Genomic DNA, 17,408 nt, shown 5'->3' on the forward strand with positions numbered 1-17,408 from the left:
GTCTACTCCCAACGGAACAGACCGGCCGCGGCCAGCCCGAACACCACCGTGATCGTAGCCATCACCAGCAGGTGCAGCGGCTGCGGGAAGCTACCCGACCAGGCGTCACGCATCGCGGTGAGCGCGGCGCCCAGCGGCAGGAAGTCGCCGATCCGGTTCAGGAAGTCCGGCAGGGTCTCGCGCGGGGTGAACACGCCGCCCGCGAACATGTTCAGGAAGAACACGAGCATGCCGATGCCGGTGGCCGCCCGCCCGCTGGGTGCGATCGCGGCGATCACCAGGCCAACGGCGAACAGCGAGAGCGTGCCGAGCACGAACGCGAGCAGGAAGCCGCCCAGCTGCGCGGGCACCGTGAAGCCGATCACGAAGTGGCCCACCACGACCACGATCAGCGTCATCGCCAGCGCCACCGCGAAGCTGACCGCCACCTGGGCCAGCAGCAGGCTCGCCGGGGGCACCGGGGTCGTGGACAGCCTGCGCAGGATGCCCTTCTCCCGGTAGTTGGCCAGGATCGTCGGCAGCAGGTTCAGCGAGAGGATCGCCAGCGAGAACGCGATAGCCATGCCGGGGAAGTAGGTCACCAGCGAACTGGTGTCGGTGCCTGGGTTGATCAGCAGCCCGAAGCTGACCACGATCAGCAGCGGCAGCCCCAGCGTGGCCGCCACGGAGGCGGGCTCGCGCAGGTACAGCTTGAACTCGGTGAACGCCATGCGGATGATCACTTCGACTCCTCCAGCTTGCGGCCGGTCAGGGCCACGAACGCGTCGTCCAGATCGGCCTGCTCCACCCGCAGGTCCGCGGCCACCACCTGGTGGCGGGCCAGCACCGAGGTCACGGCGTGCAGCAGGTTGCCGGTGCCGCTGACCACCAGCTGGCCGCCCACCCGCCGCACCGAGCTGACCTCCGGCAGGTCGGTGAGCAGGTGCTCGGCCAGCGGGGCGCTGGGCCGGAACCGCACGGTCTGCTCGGCGTCCACCCGGGAGACGAGCCCGGACGGGGTGTCCACCGCCACCACGCGGCCCGCGTCGATCACCGCGATGCGGTCGCACAGCCGCTCGGCCTCAGCCATGAAGTGGGTCACCAGCAGCACGGTCACCCCGCGCTCGCGGATCTCCTCCACCAGCTGCCAGGTGTCCCGCCTCGCCTGCGGGTCCAGCCCGGTGGTCAGCTCGTCCAGCACGGCGATCTCCGGGTTGCCGATCAGCGCCAGCGCGATGAACAGCCGCTGCTTCTGGCCGCCGGAGAGCTTGCCGAAGGGCGTGTCCCGCTTGGCTTCCAGACCCCAGTCGGACAACAACCGCCGCCAGTCGGCCGGGTCCGGGTAGAACGTGCTGTACAGCTGGAGCGCCTCGCCGACCCTGAGCCGATCGGGCAGTTGGCTCTCCTGGAGCTGCACCCCGATTTTCGTGCGCAGGTGGGTCCGGTCGGCCCGCGGGTCCTTGCCCAGCACTCGTACGGTGCCGCCGTCCGGTGCGCGCAGGCCCTCCACGCACTCGACCGTGGTCGTCTTGCCCGCCCCGTTGGGGCCGAGGATGCCGAAGATCTCACCGCGTTGCACGGTGAGCGACACGTCGTGCACCGCGACGTGGTCGCGATACCGCTTGTGGAGGTTCGTGACCTCGATGATCGCCATGCGTCCAGCCTCGCCGCGGGCACCGGGTCGGCGAATCGACCGAGCCGCCAGCCCGCGGTCAACCGATCGGTGGATTGCGGGGTGTCGACGTGCTGTTTGGCAGAGCTGTGCGAAGATCGCGCGGGAATTCTCACGGGAGACGGACGGGGACATGGCAGCAGCCGACCACACGCGGGTACCGCGGTTGATCTTCATCGTGCAGGGCGTGCTGTTGGTCGCCCTGGGGGCCGCCGGACTGGCGCTCGGCCAGCACGGCTCGCTGTTCGACAGCCAGCCGACCACCGCGGTCATCGGCCTCCAGCTCAGCCCGGTGCACAGCCTGATCCTGCTGGCCGCCGGCGTGCTGTCGATCGTGATGGCCGTCGTGCGCGCCCTGCTCGGCCTGCTCGCGATCGTCCAGTTCGGCGCCTTCGCCGTGCTGTTCATGTACGGGCTCGGCGAGCCGCAGGCCTTCGGCTTCAACGCGGGCAGCCACTTCCTGCACCTGGGGCTGATCACCATCGCCTCGGTGTGCGGCCTGATGATCGCCTCCCCGCACATGGGCGGCGAACACTAGCTCCAAGCTGTGTCGCGTGCCGTTCGCGGCGTTCTACGCCATGAACGGCACCTTCATGACATGGGTGTGGCCGTTGCCTGCCCGCCCCAGTCGCCGTGAAGGTGGCTTTCACTGCGTTCAGCGCAGTGAAAGCCACCTTCACGGCGTTTGTGGGGGGGCGCACTGCGGGTGGGTTTGGGACCGCTCGGCTCACTCCACTGGGGGATCGGCGATGCTGCCCGATCGGTGCCGGTGAAGCGCAGAGTGTCCGTTGGGCGCCCGGATCGCACCGATCACCGTGAACCGGTCGGTAGGCATGATCATCCTCGGCATCATGGCCATTCCGTCGTGACACAGATGTGGAACCCACCCTTGACTGCCGACTCCCGCAGCAGCGCGCGCCCGCCGCGCAAGACCGTGCACATCAACCGGCCGCCGACCCGTCGCGCCCGGCCCAACCCCGAGCCGCTGCCGTTGCGGGGCAGCGGGGCGCACCGCGTCGCCACACCGCGCAGACCGTGGCGCGTGCTGCTGGACTCGGTGCTCTCGGGGCTGAACCGGTGCTGGGCCGTGTTGCGCAAGTGAAACGAGGCTAGGGCTAGGCGAGCCGCGCCTGGATCAGGTCTGCGGCTCGCATTGCCCCGCCCGCGGCACGCGTCTGCTCGGCCAGTTCCCGGATCTGGGTGCGGGCTCGGTCGTCGCTGGTGAGTTCGAGTACGGCCTCGCGTACCGCGTGGGCGGTGACCTGGTCGCGGGGCAGGAGGCGGGCGATGCCCAGTTCGGCGGCGCGGCGGGCGACGAAGTGTTGTTCGGGTGTGTGCGGTACCAGGACCTGGGCGACGCCGTGGTGCAGGGCGCGCATGGTGGTGCTCATGCCCGCGTGGGCGACCAGTGCGGTGGCGTGCGGCAGGACCTCGGCGTGGGACAGGTACTGGTGGGCCTCGACGTTGGCGGGCAGGGGGCCCAGGTCGGCCACGGTCATGCCGCCGCCGAGGGTGAGGACCACGTGCCAGGGCAGGTCCGCGAAGGCCTGGGCGCAGTCGTGGAAGAACCTCGTGTCCTTGTTCTTCTCGGTGCCCAGGGACACGACCAGGACGGGGTGTCCGCTGGCCGGGGGCTGCCACGTGCCGCCGCTGTTGGTGGGTAGGCAGGGGCCGAGGAACTCGTGCCGGTCGTCGAAGAACTCGTTGCCCAGTTGGAAGAACTTGGGCAGGAAGACGAGGTTGTGGTCCTCGCAGGGGGCGTGGAACCGTTCCAGGTCGATGTCGTCGAGTCCGTAGCCGGACAGCAGTTCGCCCATGCAGTAGAAGAACTCCAGCAGGGCCGGGTGGTGCTCGTCGATCTCGGGGGCGAACTCGTCTTTGATCCAGGGCCCGAGTTGCCACTTCTCGTTGCTGGCGAAGGTCGGGAACATCTGGATGGCGGGGCGGGACCAGGTCAGGGCGGCCACGCGGGCGGCGGCGTAGGTGCTGGAGTCGTAGACCACCAGGTCGGGGGGTTGTCTGTGCTGGAAGTGGCTGCGGATCGGGGGCACGGTGGCGATGGCCTCGATCATGGCGCGCAGGGGTTCGCGGGCGAGGTAGTCGGGGTCGAAGACCTCCGGTAGTGGGCGTCCGGCCAGGGCTGAGGCGTAGGGCAGGACCTCGGCGCCGGTGGCGGTGACGGCCTCGGCGAAGCGTTCGGTGGTGGCGACGGTGACGTGCAGGCCGCGCCGGACGAGTTCGGCGGCCACCGGCAGCGTCGGGTCGACGTGGCCGTGACCTGGGAACGGCCACAGCAGTACGTGGGGTGCAGCCATCGGATCTCCCCCTGAGTCCGCAGACTTCGTGCTCGACAGCCGCACACGGTAGCTGCCAGGTGTGCCCGAGCGGGACGGTATCCACGGGACTGTTGGGGATTTTTCGCGCCCGGATTACTCTGATCAGAGTAGTGCTACCGGCCGTAGGGTGCAACGAGCTGCCCGGGGCTCAACGAGACGGTGAAAGGCGCGCTGACCTCGATGATCTCGTCTCCGATGGCGGTCAGCACCTGGCTGTAGACCCCGCCGCGCAGCGCCAGGCACCGCAGTTCGGGTAGTTCCGGGTCGATCAGCCAGTAATTCGGGCAGCCCGCTTCCTGCAACCGGGCACGCTTGAGCTCCAGGTCGACCAAACGGGTACTGGGGGAGAGCACCTCGATGGCCAATTCGGGAATCCCGGCCAGGTGGCTGGTGGTGAAATCGGACCTCCGGCCCACGACCACGTCGGGGATCAGCACCGTGTTGTCGGCCAGCACGACGTCCACCGGGGCGGGCAGCACTTCCAGGTGCGCGGGGCAGTTCATCGTCAGCGCGATCACGAGGCGCGCGACGATGCGCTGGTGCAGCGGACGGGGCGACGGACTCATGATGAGCGTCCCGTCCACCAATTCGTAGCGGTGCCCGTCATCTGGCATCGCCTCCAGGTCCGCCCGCGTCAGCGGCATTCCGTGGGGAAATGCGGGGACAGTTCCCATGGTGAGCTTCCTCCTTCCCCGGTTCCACCCACCCCCGGCGCCGACGGCCCGCCAGACAGGCGACCACCACGCGAAATCCTCTTGAACCGAAAGAGTCTAGCGACCCGACCGGCACAGCAGGCCGACTCGATGTGGGCCGAGCGGACCCCTGGGATTGCTCTGGGTAGCCGGTGCGCGCGTCCAGGATGGGCCAACAGTGCTGGGTGAGGCTGTCCGGGTGATTTTAGGACGAACGCCCCAAACGGCCTAGCCCCTCGGTATCGGCGCTGGCCCGTGGCCTCGTGTGATCGTCGGCCAGTCGAGTGAGCCGTTACCCGCCGCACTGCACCGATCACCACGCCGGGCGCCAGGGTGAAACCTGCCCGGCGGCTACCCCAGTTGGGTGCCCCTCGTCTCCGGCAGGGTCAGCGTGACCAGGAAAGCGATCACCGCGACAACCACCACGTACCAGAAGAACAGCGCCGAGGCGCCCGCGTCGGCCAGGGCCTGGATCACCAGCGGGGCCGTGCCGCCGATCAGCGCCACGGTCAGGTTGTACCAGGCGCCGATGCCCAGCGCCCGCAACCGGGTCGGGAACAGCTCGCTCATCACCGCGGGCGCCACCGAGGTCATCATCGTGTACAGGCCCAGCCCCACGCAGAACACCACCAGCAGCCCGCCGAGCGAGGGGCCGATCAGCGCGGACAGCGGCACGATCAGCAGCGCCGTGGCCGCCGACCAGACCAGCAACTGCGGCTTGCGGCCGAACCGGTCCGAGAGCGCGCCCATCGGGTACTGCAGGGCCACGAACAGCGCGGTGGCCACCGACAGGGCCAGGAATACCTCCTGTGCCCCCGCGCCCCTGTTGTTCACGGCGAACGGGGTCAACGCGCTGAAGAACGTGTAGTAGCAGAGGGTCGACAGGGCCGTGAAGCCGACCAGTCGGCCGACCGCCTTGGGGTGCTCGCGCAGGGTCGTCAGCAGCGGGCGGTGCACCCGTTCGCCGCTGGCGCGGTGCTCCTCGAAGGTCTCCGTCTCGCGCAGGGTCCGGCGCAGCCACAGGCCGAGCAGACCGAGCAGGCCGCCCACCACGAACGGGATCCGCCAGCCGAAGGAGTTCAGCTGGGCCTTGTCCAGGACGTTCGACAGCAGCAACCCCAGCAACGAGGCCAGCAACAGGGCCGTGCCGGTGGAGATGTAGAAGAACGAGGAGTACCGCCCGCGGCGCTGTGCGGGCGCGATCTCGCCCAGGTACGCCGAGGCGTTGGAGACCTCCCCGCCCAGTGACAGGCCCTGCGCGATCCTGGCCAGCAGCAACAGGATCGGCGCCAACCAGCCCACCTGCGCGAAGCTGGGCAGCACCGCGATCAGCAGCGAGCCGCCCGCCATCAGCAGGATCGTCAGCAGCATCGCGGGCCGCCTGCCGCGCAGGTCCGCGAACCGGCCGAGCAGGTAGCCGCCCAGTGGCCGGAAGAAGAACGCCAGCGCGTACGTGGCGGCGGTGTTCAACTGCGCCAGCGCGTCGTTGCCCGCCGGGAAGAAGGACTTCGCGAAGTAGATGCTGAACGTGGCGTAGATCGTCCAGTCGTACCACTCGATGGCGTTGCCGATGCTGGCCGCGACCAGTTTGCGCACCGGCAAGCGGTGTTCGCGCTCCAGCACTTGCTCGCTCATGGCCGAGCAGCATATGCCGTGAAGGTGGCTTTCACTGCGTTCAGCGCAGTGAAAGCCACCTTCACGGCGTTCTGGGGTCAGCCGGTGACGGGCTTGGCGGTGCCGGGTTGGCCGGGGCCAGCGGCGTTGAGGGCGGTCACCGTGAAGACGTATGTCTTACCGGGTACGAGGCCGCCGACGGCGGTGAAGGTGTCACGCGAGGAATCGGCCCACAGTGCGGTGTGGCCCTGGAACAGGGTGTCGGGCAGTCCGGGCGCACTGATCCGGTAGGCCAGCACGGGGGACGTACCGGACACGGCGGCAGGCGGCTTCCAGTGCACGCTCGCGTTGCCGCCGGAGACCCGCACGGACACATCGGTCGGCGCACCGGGCACGGCGGTGTTGGCGGCACTGGGTTTCGTTGCGGCAGAAGGCAGTGAGGGTGCGCTGGTGCCGAACGCGTTGGTGGCCGTCACGGTGAAGGTGTACGCCGTGCCGTTGCTGAGTCCAGACACGCGCACGTAGTGCGGTTCGCGGTACTGGTCGGCGGACACGGTGACGGATCGGCCGCCGGGTTGGGCGGTGACGGTGTAGGAGTCGACCGGCGCCCCGTTGTCCACGAAGGTCGAGCTGAACGAGACGTACACGGCGCCGTCGGCCCCGGTGGTGGCCAACTGGGCGGGGGCCTGCGGGGCGGAGCGCCCGCCGACCTGCTGGGTGAGCAGGTGCCGGTAGGCGGGTTCGAGCCCGGCGTTGGCGATCGTGGCGGCCGGGGCCTGCCGCGGCCCGGTGATGATGTGGTTGCGCCGGATCACGACCTCGTTCTTGGCGGAGTCCGCGTCACCCTGCTGCCAGTAGTTGTCCTGGATCAGCAACGGGTCCTTGGTGCTGCCGTCGGCGGGCGGGGTGTAGTTGGCGTGTGTGGCGCCCCAGTCGTTCTGGTTGCCGTATTCCACGTTTCCCGCGATCGTCAGGTAGGTGCAGCCGTTGTCGCAGTAGATCGCGTGACCGTGGCCGGTCTGGCCGCTGATCACGTTGCCGGTGATCTTCTCCCCGGTGTCGATCGAGCTGCCGGTGATGCCCTGGGTGTAGATCGCCCCGCCGTCGGCCAGGTACTGGGTGGTGTCGGTGATCAGGTTCGCGCTGATGGTGTTGTCGTGGCTGTAGTTCGGCGTCGCGGGCTTGCCGATCTTGTCCGGCCAGCCGCCCCAGCCGATCGAGATGCCGGTGTACGCGGTGTGGTCGATCTGGTTGTGCGTGATCAGGCTGCGCTCGCTGTAGCCCACCACGATCGGGATGCCGCCGTGGAACTCGGCGGGCAGCCCGTACAGGTGGTTGTCGGCGATGGTGTTGCCGCTGGTTCGCACGTCGGTCGGGTGGTCGACCCCGCCCAACTCCAGCCCGTTGCCGGAGATGTCGGTGAACACGCTGCCGCGCACCTCGCAGTCCTGCGCGCCGGTGCCCAGGTCCAGCCCGGCGGCGCCGAGGTGGGTGAACACGTCATCGGTGAACCGCACGCCGCGTGCGCCGCTGAAGCTGAGGTTGCCGGGCTCCTTGGTCCAGTCCCCGTACGGGCAGGCGCCCTTGTCCACGAACTGGCACAGGCCCTGCCGGTCCGCGCCGTGCTCCCCGGTGAGCGTGTAGTTGGCCTGGATCTCCGACAGGCCCTCGGGGGTACTCGGCCGCAACCAGGTGGCGTAGGAGAACTGGATCCCGCTGAAGGTCAGGTCGCTGACCCCCTGACCTGAGACCAGAGTCTCAAGTCGGGGAGCCACGATCTCGGACTGCGCGGGCCGCTGGCCCGGCTTGGGCAGGTACGAGATGCGGTGCGCGGTGTCGTCCAGGTACCACTCGCCCGGCGTGTCCAGCAGCTCGTAGGCGTTCTCCACGTAGCCGGGGACCTGGTTGTTGCCCAAGGTCCTCGGCCCGACCAGATTCACCGTGCGGCCCGAGGTGTCGGTGCGCATGATCCGGTTCGTGGAGTTGTTCCAGCACGGCTGGGCCATGGTCACGGTGGTGCCGGTGGCCGAGGCGAGCGGGCAGCGCGGTTCGGTCCACGGCCCCTGCCCGCCGGTGCTCAACGACCAGTAGCGGTCCCCGCCCGGGTACACGAACTCGATCGCCGACGGGTTGTGCCAGTGGGAGAGCGTGTCGGCGGAGGCGGTGTAGCCGGTGGTGGTGGAGGTCAGCTTCACCGGCAGCGGTCCACTGGCCCGTTGCGCGCGCACCCCGTCCACGTAGAGCTGGCGGGTCTTCAGCCCGGCAGGCACCGGGGCGGACCAGATGTTGCGGGCCGGGTCGCTGAGGTACCAGCCGGTGACCCGGCTCCCGCCGCTGATCACCGGGTGCGCGCCGGGGGCCGCACGCCAGGTGGTGCCGGAGTCGGCGGCGGTGAGCGTGAGCGGCTTGCTCAGCTCGTAGGTGCCGTCAGCGAGCTGCACGACGTTGGCGTGCAGCTGCTGTGCACGTTCCAGTGTGCGTACCGGCGCAGACGACACAGTGCCGGGGTTTGCGTCATTGCCGGTTGGTGAGACGTAGACAGTTGTCTGAGTTTGGGCGCCGACCGGTGGCACGGCCACGGCGAGCGCCATCGCGATGAGCCCCGCTGCTCTGAGCATGGTGATCTCCCTGGATCAGCGTGTTGGCGGCGGGTCAACACATCCGATGTATCCAGGGCACGACCGTAGAGTTGTCCGGGTTTCCTGTCAACGAGCCGCTGATTGGTAGGACCTGTTGCGGACCGCCAGCACCAGCACGGGGAGCACCAGCAGCCCCGCGACCCAGGCCAGGCCGTCGAAGGCGACCAGGGACAGCACGACCCCGGCCAGCCCGCCGCCCACGCCACCGGCCAGGCTCATGACCAGGTCCGACAGGCCCTGCACGCTGGGGCGTTCGGCCGCGCCCACCGACTCCGCGAGCAGCGCGGATCCCGCCACCGTGGCCGCCGACCAGCCCAGTCCGAGCAGGATCAGCCCCGCGGTGACCTGTTCCATGCTGTGGCCCGCGGTCGCCGCGAGCGCCACCGCGCCGATCAGCAGGCCCTGGCCGAGCAGCACGGTGGGCATCCGGCCCCAGCGGTCGGCGAGCCAGCCCATCACCGGGGACAGCGCGTACATGCCCGCGATGTGCAGGCTGATCGTCAACCCGATGATGGTCAGGCTGGCGCCGTGTTCCTGCATGTGCACCGGGGTCATCGACATGACGCCCACCATCACCGCGTGCGACAGGGCCACGGCGATGATCGCGAACGTGGCCTGTCGCGAGGCGCCGATCGCGGCCAGCGCGGCACGCAGGTTCCTGCGCTGCGACTGGTTGTCCGCGCCTTCGAGCGTGCGGGCGGTCAGCAGCGGGTCCGGTCGCAGCGCCACCACCAGCACCAGCGCGGCGATCGCCCCGGCCACGGCGCAGAACACGAACGGTCCGGACAGCGCGGGAACCCCCAGCCACTGGGCCACTTCGGCCCCGGGCAGGGTCAGGTTCGGGCCGATCACCGCGCCGATCGTCGAGGACCAGACCACCAGCGACAACGACCGGGCCCGTGTCGCGGGCTGGCTCAGGTCCGTCGCGGCGAAACGGGATTGCAGGTTCGCCGAGGTTCCCGAGCCGACCAGCACCATCGCGGCCAGCATCAGCGGGAACGAGTGCAGCACCGCGGCCAGCAGCACCCCGACGGCGCCGATCGCCGACAGCGCCCAGCCCAGCGCCAGCGCGGTCCTGCGCCCGCCCCTGGTCGCGACCCGCGCCAGCGGCAGGGCCCACAGGGCGGCGCCGAACGTGGTCATGGTGTTGCCCATTCCCGACCAGGAGGCCGAACCGGACAATTCCTGGGACAGCACGGCGCCCACCGAGATGGAGGCGCCAATTCCCACGCTACCCGCCACCTGGGTGATGACGAGGATCCGCAACGTCCTGCGCTGCACCGACCGCACATCGGGAACCGTCGAGGTCATGGCTCTGACGATGCCAGATCACCGCCAGCAGCTCCCCCGAATTGAAAAAGTACCGCAAGTAGTAGGTCACGACATGTTTACCGGGTATTTCCGGTGTCAAGTGTGAAATGTTCGTCCGACCTGCGTAAGGAATTACTGTCGACATTCATGAGGGCCTCTCGCAGAACCGCGCTGAAACTGTTCGCCGCGACCGGTGCTGCCGCGGCCGTGCCGATCGGCACCGCCAGCGCCGCGACCTCGGCAGCCGACGTGGTCATGCTGATCCGGCACGGCGAGAAGCCCGCGGACAGCGGTGCCCCGTACGGGATCGACGCCGACGGCAACACCGACGACGCCTCGCTGACCACCCGCGGCTGGTCCCGTGCGGGCGCGTTGGCGGCGCTGTTCGCCCCCGCCGGCACGCCGATCAAGTCCGGGCTGCGCACGCCGACCGCGATCTACGCCACCACCAGCACCTCCAAGAAGCACCACCGCATGCTGGAGACCGTCACCCCGCTCGCGGACAAGCTCGGGCTGACCGTGAACACCAGCCACGCCAAGGGGGACACCTCCGAGGTGGCCGCCGACGTGGCCAAGCGCACCGGCACCACCCTGGTCTGCTGGGAGCACACGGAGATCCCGGAGATCGCCGCCGCGCTGGGCAAGGTCTCGCCGACCCCGCCGAGCACCTGGCCCGATGAGCGCTTCGACGTGGTGTGGGTCTTCACCCGCAACGGCTCCGGCTGGACGTTCAGCCAAGTGCCGCAACAACTCCTGTCCGGGGACAGCGCTACCGGGATCTGAGGTCGGCCAAGGCCGTGGCCAGGCGCCGCACGCCCTCGTCGAGTACCTCGGGGGCGGCGGCGCCGAAGGTCAGCCGCAGGTGTGCTGCGGGCGGATCCACGGCGTACCAAGGCTTTCCCGGGTAGACGATCACACCGCGCGCGGCGGCGGCAGTGGTCAGCGCCCCGTCGTCCACGCCCTCGGGCAGCCGCACCCAGACGTGCAGGCCGCCCTCGGGCACGGCCGTGGGCCGCAACTGCGGCAGATGTCGTTGCAGGGCAAGCAACAGAGCGTCCCGGCGGGTCCGCAGCTGCTGGCGCAGGTCCTTGCGGTGCCGCTGCCACGCGGGCGAGGACAGGAACTCCACCGCCGCCTCCTGCAACGGCCCTGACACGAAGAAGTCGTTCAGCGCACGGGCGGCGCGCAGCCGGGCGCCCGCCGCGCCACGGGCCCCGATCGCGGCCACGCGCAGCCCCGGTGCCGCCGACTTGGTCAACGAGCGCAGGTACGCCACGTGCCCGTGCTCGTCCTGGCTGGCCAGCGGCGGCGGGGGAGTGCCCTCCACGACGAGGTCCCGGGCCCAGTCGTCCTCCAGCACGAACGCGCTGAACCGGTGTGCCAGCGCCAGCACCTCCGCGCGGCGGGCGGTGGACAGCACCGCGCCGTGCGGGTTGGCGTACAGCGGCTGGCAGTAGAACAGCCGCGCGCCAGTGCGTTCGAAGGCCGTGGCGAGCAGTTCGGTGCGGACCCCGTCCCCGTCGGCGGGCACGGCGACCACGTCCAGGCCAGCGTTGCGCGCCGCCGCGATGGCGCCGAGGTAGGTCGGCGCCTCCACCAGCACCGTGTCCCCGGACCCGCACAGCGCCCGGAACGCCGTGGACAGCGCCGACTGCCCACCGGGGCACACCACCATGTCCCCGGCCCGGAACGCGCCGCCCGCCGCACCCGCGAACCACGCGCGCAGGTCCGCCCGGCCCTCCACCGGGCCGCGTTCCCAGGCCGCGGGCCGCCGCGCCGCCCTGGCCAGCGCGGAACCCAAGGCGGCCACCGGTTGCAGGGCCGCCTCCAGGTAGCCGCTGGACAGCGGCACCGACTCGGGTCGTGGCACCGCGAGCAGTTCGGGCAGTGCCTCGTCGCCCACCTGGCGCGGGCCCAGCGCCACCGACTGCCAGTCCAGGTCCGGGGCGCCGACCGCCGACGGCCCTGGTGCGGCCACGAAGGCGCCCCGTCCCGGTTGCACCTCGATCAGGCCCTCGGCGGCGAGGCTGCGCATCGCCCGCTGCACGGTCATCGGTGAGACGTGCTCGGTCGCCATCAGCCGCCGCACCGAGGGCAGCCGCCCGCCCGGTGCCGTCGCGGCGATCGTGGTGCGCAGCACACGGATAACGTTGGCCACTGCGTTATCCTCATTCATGAGGACCAAGGATAACGTTACTGCCCCGAGTCGGGTAACGGGTGGCCTGCTGCTCGGCGCGCTCGGGGTGCTCGCGTTCAGCTTCTCCCTGCCGGCCACCCGGCTGGCCGTGGCGGGACTCGACCCGTGGTTCGTTGCCTTCGGACGGGCAGTCGGCGCCGGAGTGCTTGCCACCGTGTACTTGCTGGTCACCTCCGCGCGCAGGCCGACCGCAGGCCAACTGCGCAGGCTGGTGGTCGTCGCACTCGGCGTGGTCGTCGGCTTCCCGCTGTGCACCTCGCTCGCGCTCACCGAGCAGACCGCCTCACACGGGGCCGTGGTCATCACGATGCTGCCAGCCGTTACTGCCGTGTTCGGCGTGTTACGCGGCGGCGAGCGGCCCTCCCGCGCGTTCTGGCTCGCCGCGGGCGCCAGCTTCGTCGCCGTGCTGGCCTTCGTCGGGGTCTCCGGCGGCTTCGGCGGCGGCTTCCAACTCGCCGACCTGTGGCTGCTGGTCGCCGTGCTGGCCTGCGGCCTGGGCTACGCCGAGGGCGGGGCGCTCGCCCGTGACCTCGGCGGTGCCCGCACCATCTGCTGGGCGCTCGTGCTCTCGCTGCCGGTCAGCCTCGCCATCACCGTGGTGGTCGTGGTCGGTCACGGTTTCGCCGGTGCCACGGGCAGTTCGTGGCTCGGATTCGCCTACGTGACGGTCATTTCCATGTTTCTGGGCTTCTTCGCCTGGTACGCCGGGCTGGCCCGCGGCGGGGTGGCCAGGATCGGCCAGGTGCAGGCCCTGCAACCAGTGCTGACCCTGACCTGGTCGGCGCTGTTGCTGCACGAGCAGGTCAGCCTGGTGACCGTGCTGGTGGCGCTCGTGGTGCTCGGCTGCGTGGTGCTGACCCAGCGTGCGAGGTAGCCGGGCGGCTCCGCGCTGCCCCCGGAACGGGAACTGGCCAGGGTTCGTCGGCTGGTGGTCTACTCGACCCAGCCCAGCCGTGACGGGTTTGCCGGCGATCAAACACTTCTGGCGCCCGCGTTCACCGCGACCGACGGTGAGCTGGAGCAGGTAGTGAAGCGCGAGCTGTCAGCGGTGGCCTGAGTTGTGTCACGGGCAGCGGTATCACTCGTCCGTGCGGGCCCGCTGCCCGTACAGCCTATTGCCAGCTCGGTCCACGGTGGACCCCAGGAGTGCGGTGGGATGTCCGCGCCACCCCGTTTTCCCTGTTCTGGCAAGGTTTGTTGGAGCTGTGAGCGAGGCCGTCCGGGTGACGCGCAGCACTACCCGGGTCGGTGATTGTTGCCACGCACGCCGAACGCATAGCGTTCGGTGGCCAGTCAGGCCCGGCGTGAACGGGAGGAAGCGTGTCCGCAGTACCCCTCGGAATGCCGGTGATACCACCGAAACCGATTGCGGTGCGCCGCCGGTCCCGACGACTGGACGTTGGGGGCGTTGGGGTTGGCGGTGACGCTCCGGTGTCGGTGCAGTCGATGACCACCACGCTGACCTCGGACGTGAACGCGACCTTGCAGCAGATCGCCGAGCTGACCGCCGCGGGCTGCCAGATCGTGCGTGTGGCCGTGCCTTCGCAGGACGATGCGGACGCGTTGCCCGCGATCGCGCGCAAGTCGCAGATCCCGGTGATCGCCGACATCCACTTCCAGCCGAAGTACGTGTTCGCCGCGATCGAGGCCGGATGTGCTGCGGTGCGGGTGAATCCGGGCAACATCAAGAAGTTCGACGACAAGGTGCGCGAGATCGCGCAGGCCGCCCGTGATCACGGCACGCCGATCCGGATCGGGGTCAACGCCGGTTCGCTGGATCCGAGGCTGCTGGCCAAGTACGGCAAGGCGACGCCGGAGGCGTTGGTGGAGTCGGCGCTGTGGGAGGCCTCGCTGTTCGCCGAGCACGACTTCCACGACATCAAGATCTCCGTGAAGCACAACGATCCGGTGATCATGGTCGAGGCGTACCGGCAGCTCGCCGAGGCGTGCGACTACCCGCTGCACCTGGGGGTGACCGAGGCCGGTCCGGCGTTCCAGGGCACGATCAAGTCCGCGGTGGCCTTCGGCGCGCTGCTCTCCCAGGGCATCGGGGACACCATCCGCGTGTCCTTGTCGGCCCCGCCGGTGGAGGAGATCAAGGTGGGCGCGCAGATCCTGGAATCGCTCGGACTGCGCGAGCGGGGCCTGGAGATCGTGTCCTGCCCGTCCTGTGGCCGGGCGCAGGTGGACGTCTACCGGCTGGCCGAGGAGGTCACCGCGGGCCTGGACGGTCTTGAGGCGCAACTGCGCGTTGCCGTCATGGGCTGCGTGGTCAACGGGCCTGGTGAGGCGCGTGAGGCGGATCTGGGCGTGGCCTCGGGTAACGGCAAGGGGCAGATCTTCGTCAAGGGCAAGGTCATCAAGACGGTGCCCGAGCACCAGATCGTGGAGACCCTGATCGAGGAGGCCCTCGCCCTGGTCGGCGAGAACCAGGAGTCCTGACCCGGCCGGGGAGCGGCACCCCATCCTCCGCGAGTCCCGCTCTCCGGCGCGTGAGTCCCGCTCAGGGGAGCGGCTGGGGCGCGGGCGGGCCGGAGTAGTGGGCCGCCGGACGGATCATCTTGCCCTCCTCGGCCTGCTCCAGCACGTTGGCGCACCAGCCGATGACCCGGCTGGCCGCGAACGTGGGCGTGAACATCGTGCGCGGGATGCCGCACAGCTCCATCACGACCCCGGCGTAGAACTCGACGTTGGTGTACAGGTGCCTGCCCGGCTTGAGCTCGGCCAGCACCTCGACCACGCACCGCTCGACGGTGGTGGCGAAATCCACCAGCGGGCCGCCGATGCCGACCGCGATCTCGCGCAGCAGCACCGAGCGCGGGTCCTCGGTGCGGTACACGGCGTGCCCGAAACCCATGATCCGGTCCCCGGCGGAGACCTTGGCGCGCACCCAGGGATCGATCCGGTCAGGGGTGCCGATCTCGTCCACGCTGTCCAGCGCGCGGTCCGGGGCCCCACCGTGCAGCGGCCCGACGAACGCGCCGATCGCGGCGGAGATCGCCGACACCACGTCCGAGCCGGTGGAGGCGACGACGCGCGCGGTGAAGGTCGAGGCGTTGAAGCCGTGGTCGATGGTGGCGGTCAGGTAGCGCTGCACCGCGTCGGCGTGCTGGGCCTGGGGCACCTCGCCGGTGATCATGTAGAGCCAGTTGGCCGCGCTGGACAGATCGGCGCGCGGCTCCACCGGGTCCAGGCCGGACCTGAGCCGGTGCAGTGCGGCGAGGATCGTCGGGGTGATCGCGCTGACCAGCAGGGCGTCGGCCTTGCGGCGCGCCGGGTCGGCGTCCCACAGCGGGGGCAGCCCGCGCGCGGCGGCGACCAGGGACAGTGCGGTGCGCAGGCCCGCCAGCGGGGTGAACGCGTCGCCCGCACTGGCGATCGCGGGCAGCAGGGGGCGCAGCTCCTCGGGCAGGTGCCGCAGCGCGGCGACGTCCTCGGTGAACCGGGCCAGTTCCGCGGGCTCGGGCAGCCTGCCCGCCACGAACAGGAACCAGACCTCCTCGAAGGACTTGGTCCTGGCCAGTTCGATCGCCGAGTACTGGCGGTAGTGGTAGAAGCCCTCGCCGCCGCGCACGTCCCCGATCTGGGTGTCCGTCACGACAACGTTGCGCAGACCCGGCGGTACCTGGATCGGCCCGTCAACACTGACTGGCATGACTACCTCCTCTTGTCCACTCAACTGTCGATTTGACAATCAAGTATTGTCAATGTTGATCCAGTCAAGATGAATGGCGGAGGTGCAGGTCGTGGCCCCAGGCAGTGACGAGCGTTACCTCACGACGGCTGAGGTCGCGCGCCGGCTGGACGTCAAACCGGAGACGGTCTACGCCTACGTCAGCCGCGGGCTGCTCACCAGCGTGCGCGCCCCCGGCCGACGCGGCAGCCTGTTCGCCCAGGACCAGGTGGACCGGCTCGCCGACCGCGGGGCGCAGGACCGCCAGCCGCGTGGCGCCGTGGAGCGCATCCGCACCGAGCTGACCCTGCTCGACGAGGACGAGCTGTACTACCGCGGCCACCGGGTCGCCGACCTGGCCACCGCCAACTCGATCGAGTCGGTGGCCTACCTGCTGTGGACCGGCGAACTGGTCACCCGCACCCTGTTCCCCGCGCCGCCCGGGCTGCTGGCGATGGCGAGGGGCTGCGTGGCCGCCCTACCCGAGTCGGCACGGCTCACCGACCAGCTCCGCGTGGTGGTGGCCGCCCTCGGCGCCGCCGACCCGCTGCGCTTCGACCTCGCCCCGGCCGCCGTGGTCCGCGCGGGCGAGACCCTGCTCGGCGTCATGGTCGACGCCCTGCCCGAGGTGGGCCGTCCGGCGGGCAACACCTTCGCCGCCCGCCTGTGGCCCAGGCTCACCACCCGCCGGGCCCAGCCCGCGCTGCTCAACGCCGCCCTGATCCTGCTCGCCGACCACGACCTGGCCGTGTCCACCATGGCGGCCCGGGTCGCCGCGAGCGCGCGGGCGCACCCCTACGCCGTGGTGTCGGCCGGGCTCGGCGCGCTGGACGGCCACTACCACGGCGTCGCGAGCAGCCACGCGTACCGGTTCCTCGCCGAGGCCATGGCCGATCCGGTGGCCGCCCTGTCCGAGCGGCTGCGCTCGGGGCAGACCCCGCCGGGCTTCGGTCACGCTGTGTATCGATCCAGGGATCCGCGGGCCGAGGTGCTGTTCGGCATGCTGCGCCGGATCCTGGTCGCCGAGCGGGTCATGCACTGCGTGGACGCCCTGGTCGCCGAGCTCGGGACCAGCACGTTTCCCAACGTCGACCTGGGGATCGCGGCGATGATGCACGCCTTCGACATGCGCCAGGACGCGGGTGAGGCCATATTCGCGGTGGCGCGCACGGCCGGGTGGATCGCGCACGCGCTGGAGGAGTACCGCGAACCCGGACTGAGGTTTCGGCCACTCGGCGTGTACACGGGCGACCGCCCGGCGCGATGATCCCCGCCAACGGCGTGATACCGATCGG

At 70.2% G+C, this 17,408-nt stretch carries 16 protein-coding genes; 7 read left to right on the top strand and 9 right to left on the bottom strand.

Annotated features, from left to right (window positions below):
• Window positions 1–2: 2 nt before the first annotated feature.
• Together KALB_RS12145 and KALB_RS12150 are read right to left on the bottom strand one after the other, a co-directional pair.
• Window positions 3–722, bottom strand: a complete 720-nt coding sequence (locus tag KALB_RS12145; RefSeq protein ID WP_051913145.1) for an ABC transporter permease — start codon at window positions 720–722, stop codon at window positions 3–5.
• Entirely contained in the window at window positions 719–1,633 is a 915-nt protein-coding gene (locus KALB_RS12150) for an ABC transporter ATP-binding protein (RefSeq protein WP_025355987.1), read from the bottom strand. The genes KALB_RS12145 and KALB_RS12150 overlap by 4 nt, the downstream gene beginning before the upstream one ends.
• A 151-nt stretch (window positions 1,634–1,784) precedes the next feature.
• Between KALB_RS12150 and KALB_RS12155 the strand changes: the two genes are divergently transcribed.
• On the top strand, window positions 1,785–2,189 hold the full coding sequence (locus KALB_RS12155; RefSeq protein ID WP_025355988.1) for a hypothetical protein: 405 nt from the start codon (window positions 1,785–1,787) through the stop codon (window positions 2,187–2,189).
• Window positions 2,190–2,540: 351 nt separating this feature from the next.
• A complete protein-coding gene (locus KALB_RS12160; RefSeq protein ID WP_025355989.1) occupies window positions 2,541–2,753 on the top strand; it encodes a hypothetical protein in 213 nt (70 codons plus the stop codon).
• Between the two features lie 13 nt (window positions 2,754–2,766).
• On the opposite strand, the gene KALB_RS12165 is transcribed toward KALB_RS12160, so the two are convergent.
• From KALB_RS12165 to KALB_RS12185, 5 genes are all read right to left on the bottom strand, one after another.
• Entirely contained in the window at window positions 2,767–3,966 is a 1,200-nt protein-coding gene (locus KALB_RS12165) for a macrolide family glycosyltransferase (protein ID WP_025355990.1), read from the bottom strand.
• 134 nt (window positions 3,967–4,100) lie between these two features.
• Window positions 4,101–4,661 (bottom strand): Uma2 family endonuclease, encoded by a 561-nt coding sequence (locus tag KALB_RS12170; RefSeq protein ID WP_025355991.1) that lies wholly within the window; start codon window positions 4,659–4,661, stop codon window positions 4,101–4,103.
• 369 nt (window positions 4,662–5,030) lie between these two features.
• The gene (locus KALB_RS12175; RefSeq protein WP_025355992.1) at window positions 5,031–6,314 is read right to left on the bottom strand and encodes an MFS transporter; all 1,284 of its coding nucleotides are present in this window, start codon (window positions 6,312–6,314) and stop codon (window positions 5,031–5,033) included.
• Between the two features lie 77 nt (window positions 6,315–6,391).
• Complete coding sequence (locus tag KALB_RS12180) at window positions 6,392–8,911, bottom strand: fibronectin type III domain-containing protein (protein WP_081789302.1); 2,520 nt, start codon at window positions 8,909–8,911, stop codon at window positions 6,392–6,394.
• Window positions 8,912–8,998: 87 nt separating this feature from the next.
• Window positions 8,999–10,243: an MFS transporter gene (locus KALB_RS12185; protein ID WP_025355994.1), complete on the bottom strand. Its 1,245-nt coding sequence runs from the start codon at window positions 10,241–10,243 to the stop codon at window positions 8,999–9,001.
• Between the two features lie 147 nt (window positions 10,244–10,390).
• On the opposite strand from KALB_RS12185, the gene KALB_RS12190 reads away from it, so the two are divergent.
• Window positions 10,391–11,026: a histidine phosphatase family protein gene (locus tag KALB_RS12190; protein WP_025355995.1), complete on the top strand. Its 636-nt coding sequence runs from the start codon at window positions 10,391–10,393 to the stop codon at window positions 11,024–11,026.
• Here KALB_RS12190 and KALB_RS12195 read toward each other — a convergent pair.
• Window positions 11,013–12,419 (bottom strand): aminotransferase-like domain-containing protein, encoded by a 1,407-nt coding sequence (locus KALB_RS12195; RefSeq protein WP_025355996.1) that lies wholly within the window; start codon window positions 12,417–12,419, stop codon window positions 11,013–11,015. The genes KALB_RS12190 and KALB_RS12195 overlap by 14 nt on opposite strands.
• Here KALB_RS12195 and KALB_RS12200 point away from each other — a divergent pair.
• The 3 genes from KALB_RS12200 to ispG all read left to right on the top strand — a co-directional run bounded on the left by KALB_RS12200 (window position 12,418) and on the right by ispG (window position 14,882).
• Complete coding sequence (locus KALB_RS12200; protein WP_042220334.1) at window positions 12,418–13,314, top strand: DMT family transporter; 897 nt, start codon at window positions 12,418–12,420, stop codon at window positions 13,312–13,314. The genes KALB_RS12195 and KALB_RS12200 overlap by 2 nt on opposite strands.
• 54 nt (window positions 13,315–13,368) lie before the next feature.
• On the top strand, window positions 13,369–13,497 hold the full coding sequence (locus tag KALB_RS49815; protein ID WP_268872247.1) for a hypothetical protein: 129 nt from the start codon (window positions 13,369–13,371) through the stop codon (window positions 13,495–13,497).
• A 284-nt stretch (window positions 13,498–13,781) separates the two neighbouring features.
• Window positions 13,782–14,882, top strand: a complete 1,101-nt coding sequence (gene ispG / locus KALB_RS12205) for a flavodoxin-dependent (E)-4-hydroxy-3-methylbut-2-enyl-diphosphate synthase (RefSeq protein ID WP_052360451.1) — start codon at window positions 13,782–13,784, stop codon at window positions 14,880–14,882.
• A gap of 61 nt (window positions 14,883–14,943) precedes the next feature.
• Here the strand turns inward: ispG and KALB_RS12210 are convergent, their stop codons facing one another.
• Window positions 14,944–16,095: a citrate/2-methylcitrate synthase gene (locus tag KALB_RS12210; RefSeq protein WP_025355997.1), complete on the bottom strand. Its 1,152-nt coding sequence runs from the start codon at window positions 16,093–16,095 to the stop codon at window positions 14,944–14,946.
• A gap of 91 nt (window positions 16,096–16,186) precedes the next feature.
• On the opposite strand from KALB_RS12210, the gene KALB_RS12215 reads away from it, so the two are divergent.
• Window positions 16,187–17,380: a citrate synthase gene (locus KALB_RS12215; protein ID WP_025355998.1), complete on the top strand. Its 1,194-nt coding sequence runs from the start codon at window positions 16,187–16,189 to the stop codon at window positions 17,378–17,380.
• Window positions 17,381–17,408: the final 28 nt, after the last annotated feature.

It is taken from the genome of Kutzneria viridogrisea DSM 43870, assembly GCF_000525635.1.
GTDB classification, from domain to species: Bacteria; Actinomycetota; Actinomycetes; order Mycobacteriales; family Pseudonocardiaceae; genus Kutzneria; species Kutzneria viridogrisea.

Excerpts from the sequence above, each read along its gene's own strand:
- KALB_RS12150 (WP_025355987.1), bottom strand. The coding sequence starts at position 1,633 with ATGGCGATCATCGAGGTCACGAACCTCCACAAGCGGTATCGCGACCAC.
- KALB_RS12155 (WP_025355988.1), top strand. The coding sequence starts at position 1,785 with ATGGCAGCAGCCGACCACACGCGGGTACCGCGGTTGATCTTCATCGTG.
- KALB_RS12165 (WP_025355990.1), bottom strand. The coding sequence starts at position 3,966 with ATGGCTGCACCCCACGTACTGCTGTGGCCGTTCCCAGGTCACGGCCAC.
- KALB_RS12185 (WP_025355994.1), bottom strand. The coding sequence starts at position 10,243 with ATGACCTCGACGGTTCCCGATGTGCGGTCGGTGCAGCGCAGGACGTTG.
- KALB_RS12175 (WP_025355992.1), bottom strand. The coding sequence starts at position 6,314 with ATGAGCGAGCAAGTGCTGGAGCGCGAACACCGCTTGCCGGTGCGCAAA.
- ispG (WP_052360451.1), top strand. The coding sequence starts at position 13,782 with ATGCCGGTGATACCACCGAAACCGATTGCGGTGCGCCGCCGGTCCCGA.
- KALB_RS12200 (WP_042220334.1), top strand. The coding sequence starts at position 12,418 with ATGAGGACCAAGGATAACGTTACTGCCCCGAGTCGGGTAACGGGTGGC.
- KALB_RS12210 (WP_025355997.1), bottom strand. The coding sequence starts at position 16,095 with ATGCCAGTCAGTGTTGACGGGCCGATCCAGGTACCGCCGGGTCTGCGC.
- KALB_RS12190 (WP_025355995.1), top strand. The coding sequence starts at position 10,391 with ATGAGGGCCTCTCGCAGAACCGCGCTGAAACTGTTCGCCGCGACCGGT.
- KALB_RS12195 (WP_025355996.1), bottom strand. The coding sequence starts at position 12,419 with ATGAATGAGGATAACGCAGTGGCCAACGTTATCCGTGTGCTGCGCACC.
- KALB_RS12170 (WP_025355991.1), bottom strand. The coding sequence starts at position 4,661 with ATGGGAACTGTCCCCGCATTTCCCCACGGAATGCCGCTGACGCGGGCG.
- KALB_RS12180 (WP_081789302.1), bottom strand. The coding sequence starts at position 8,911 with ATGCTCAGAGCAGCGGGGCTCATCGCGATGGCGCTCGCCGTGGCCGTG.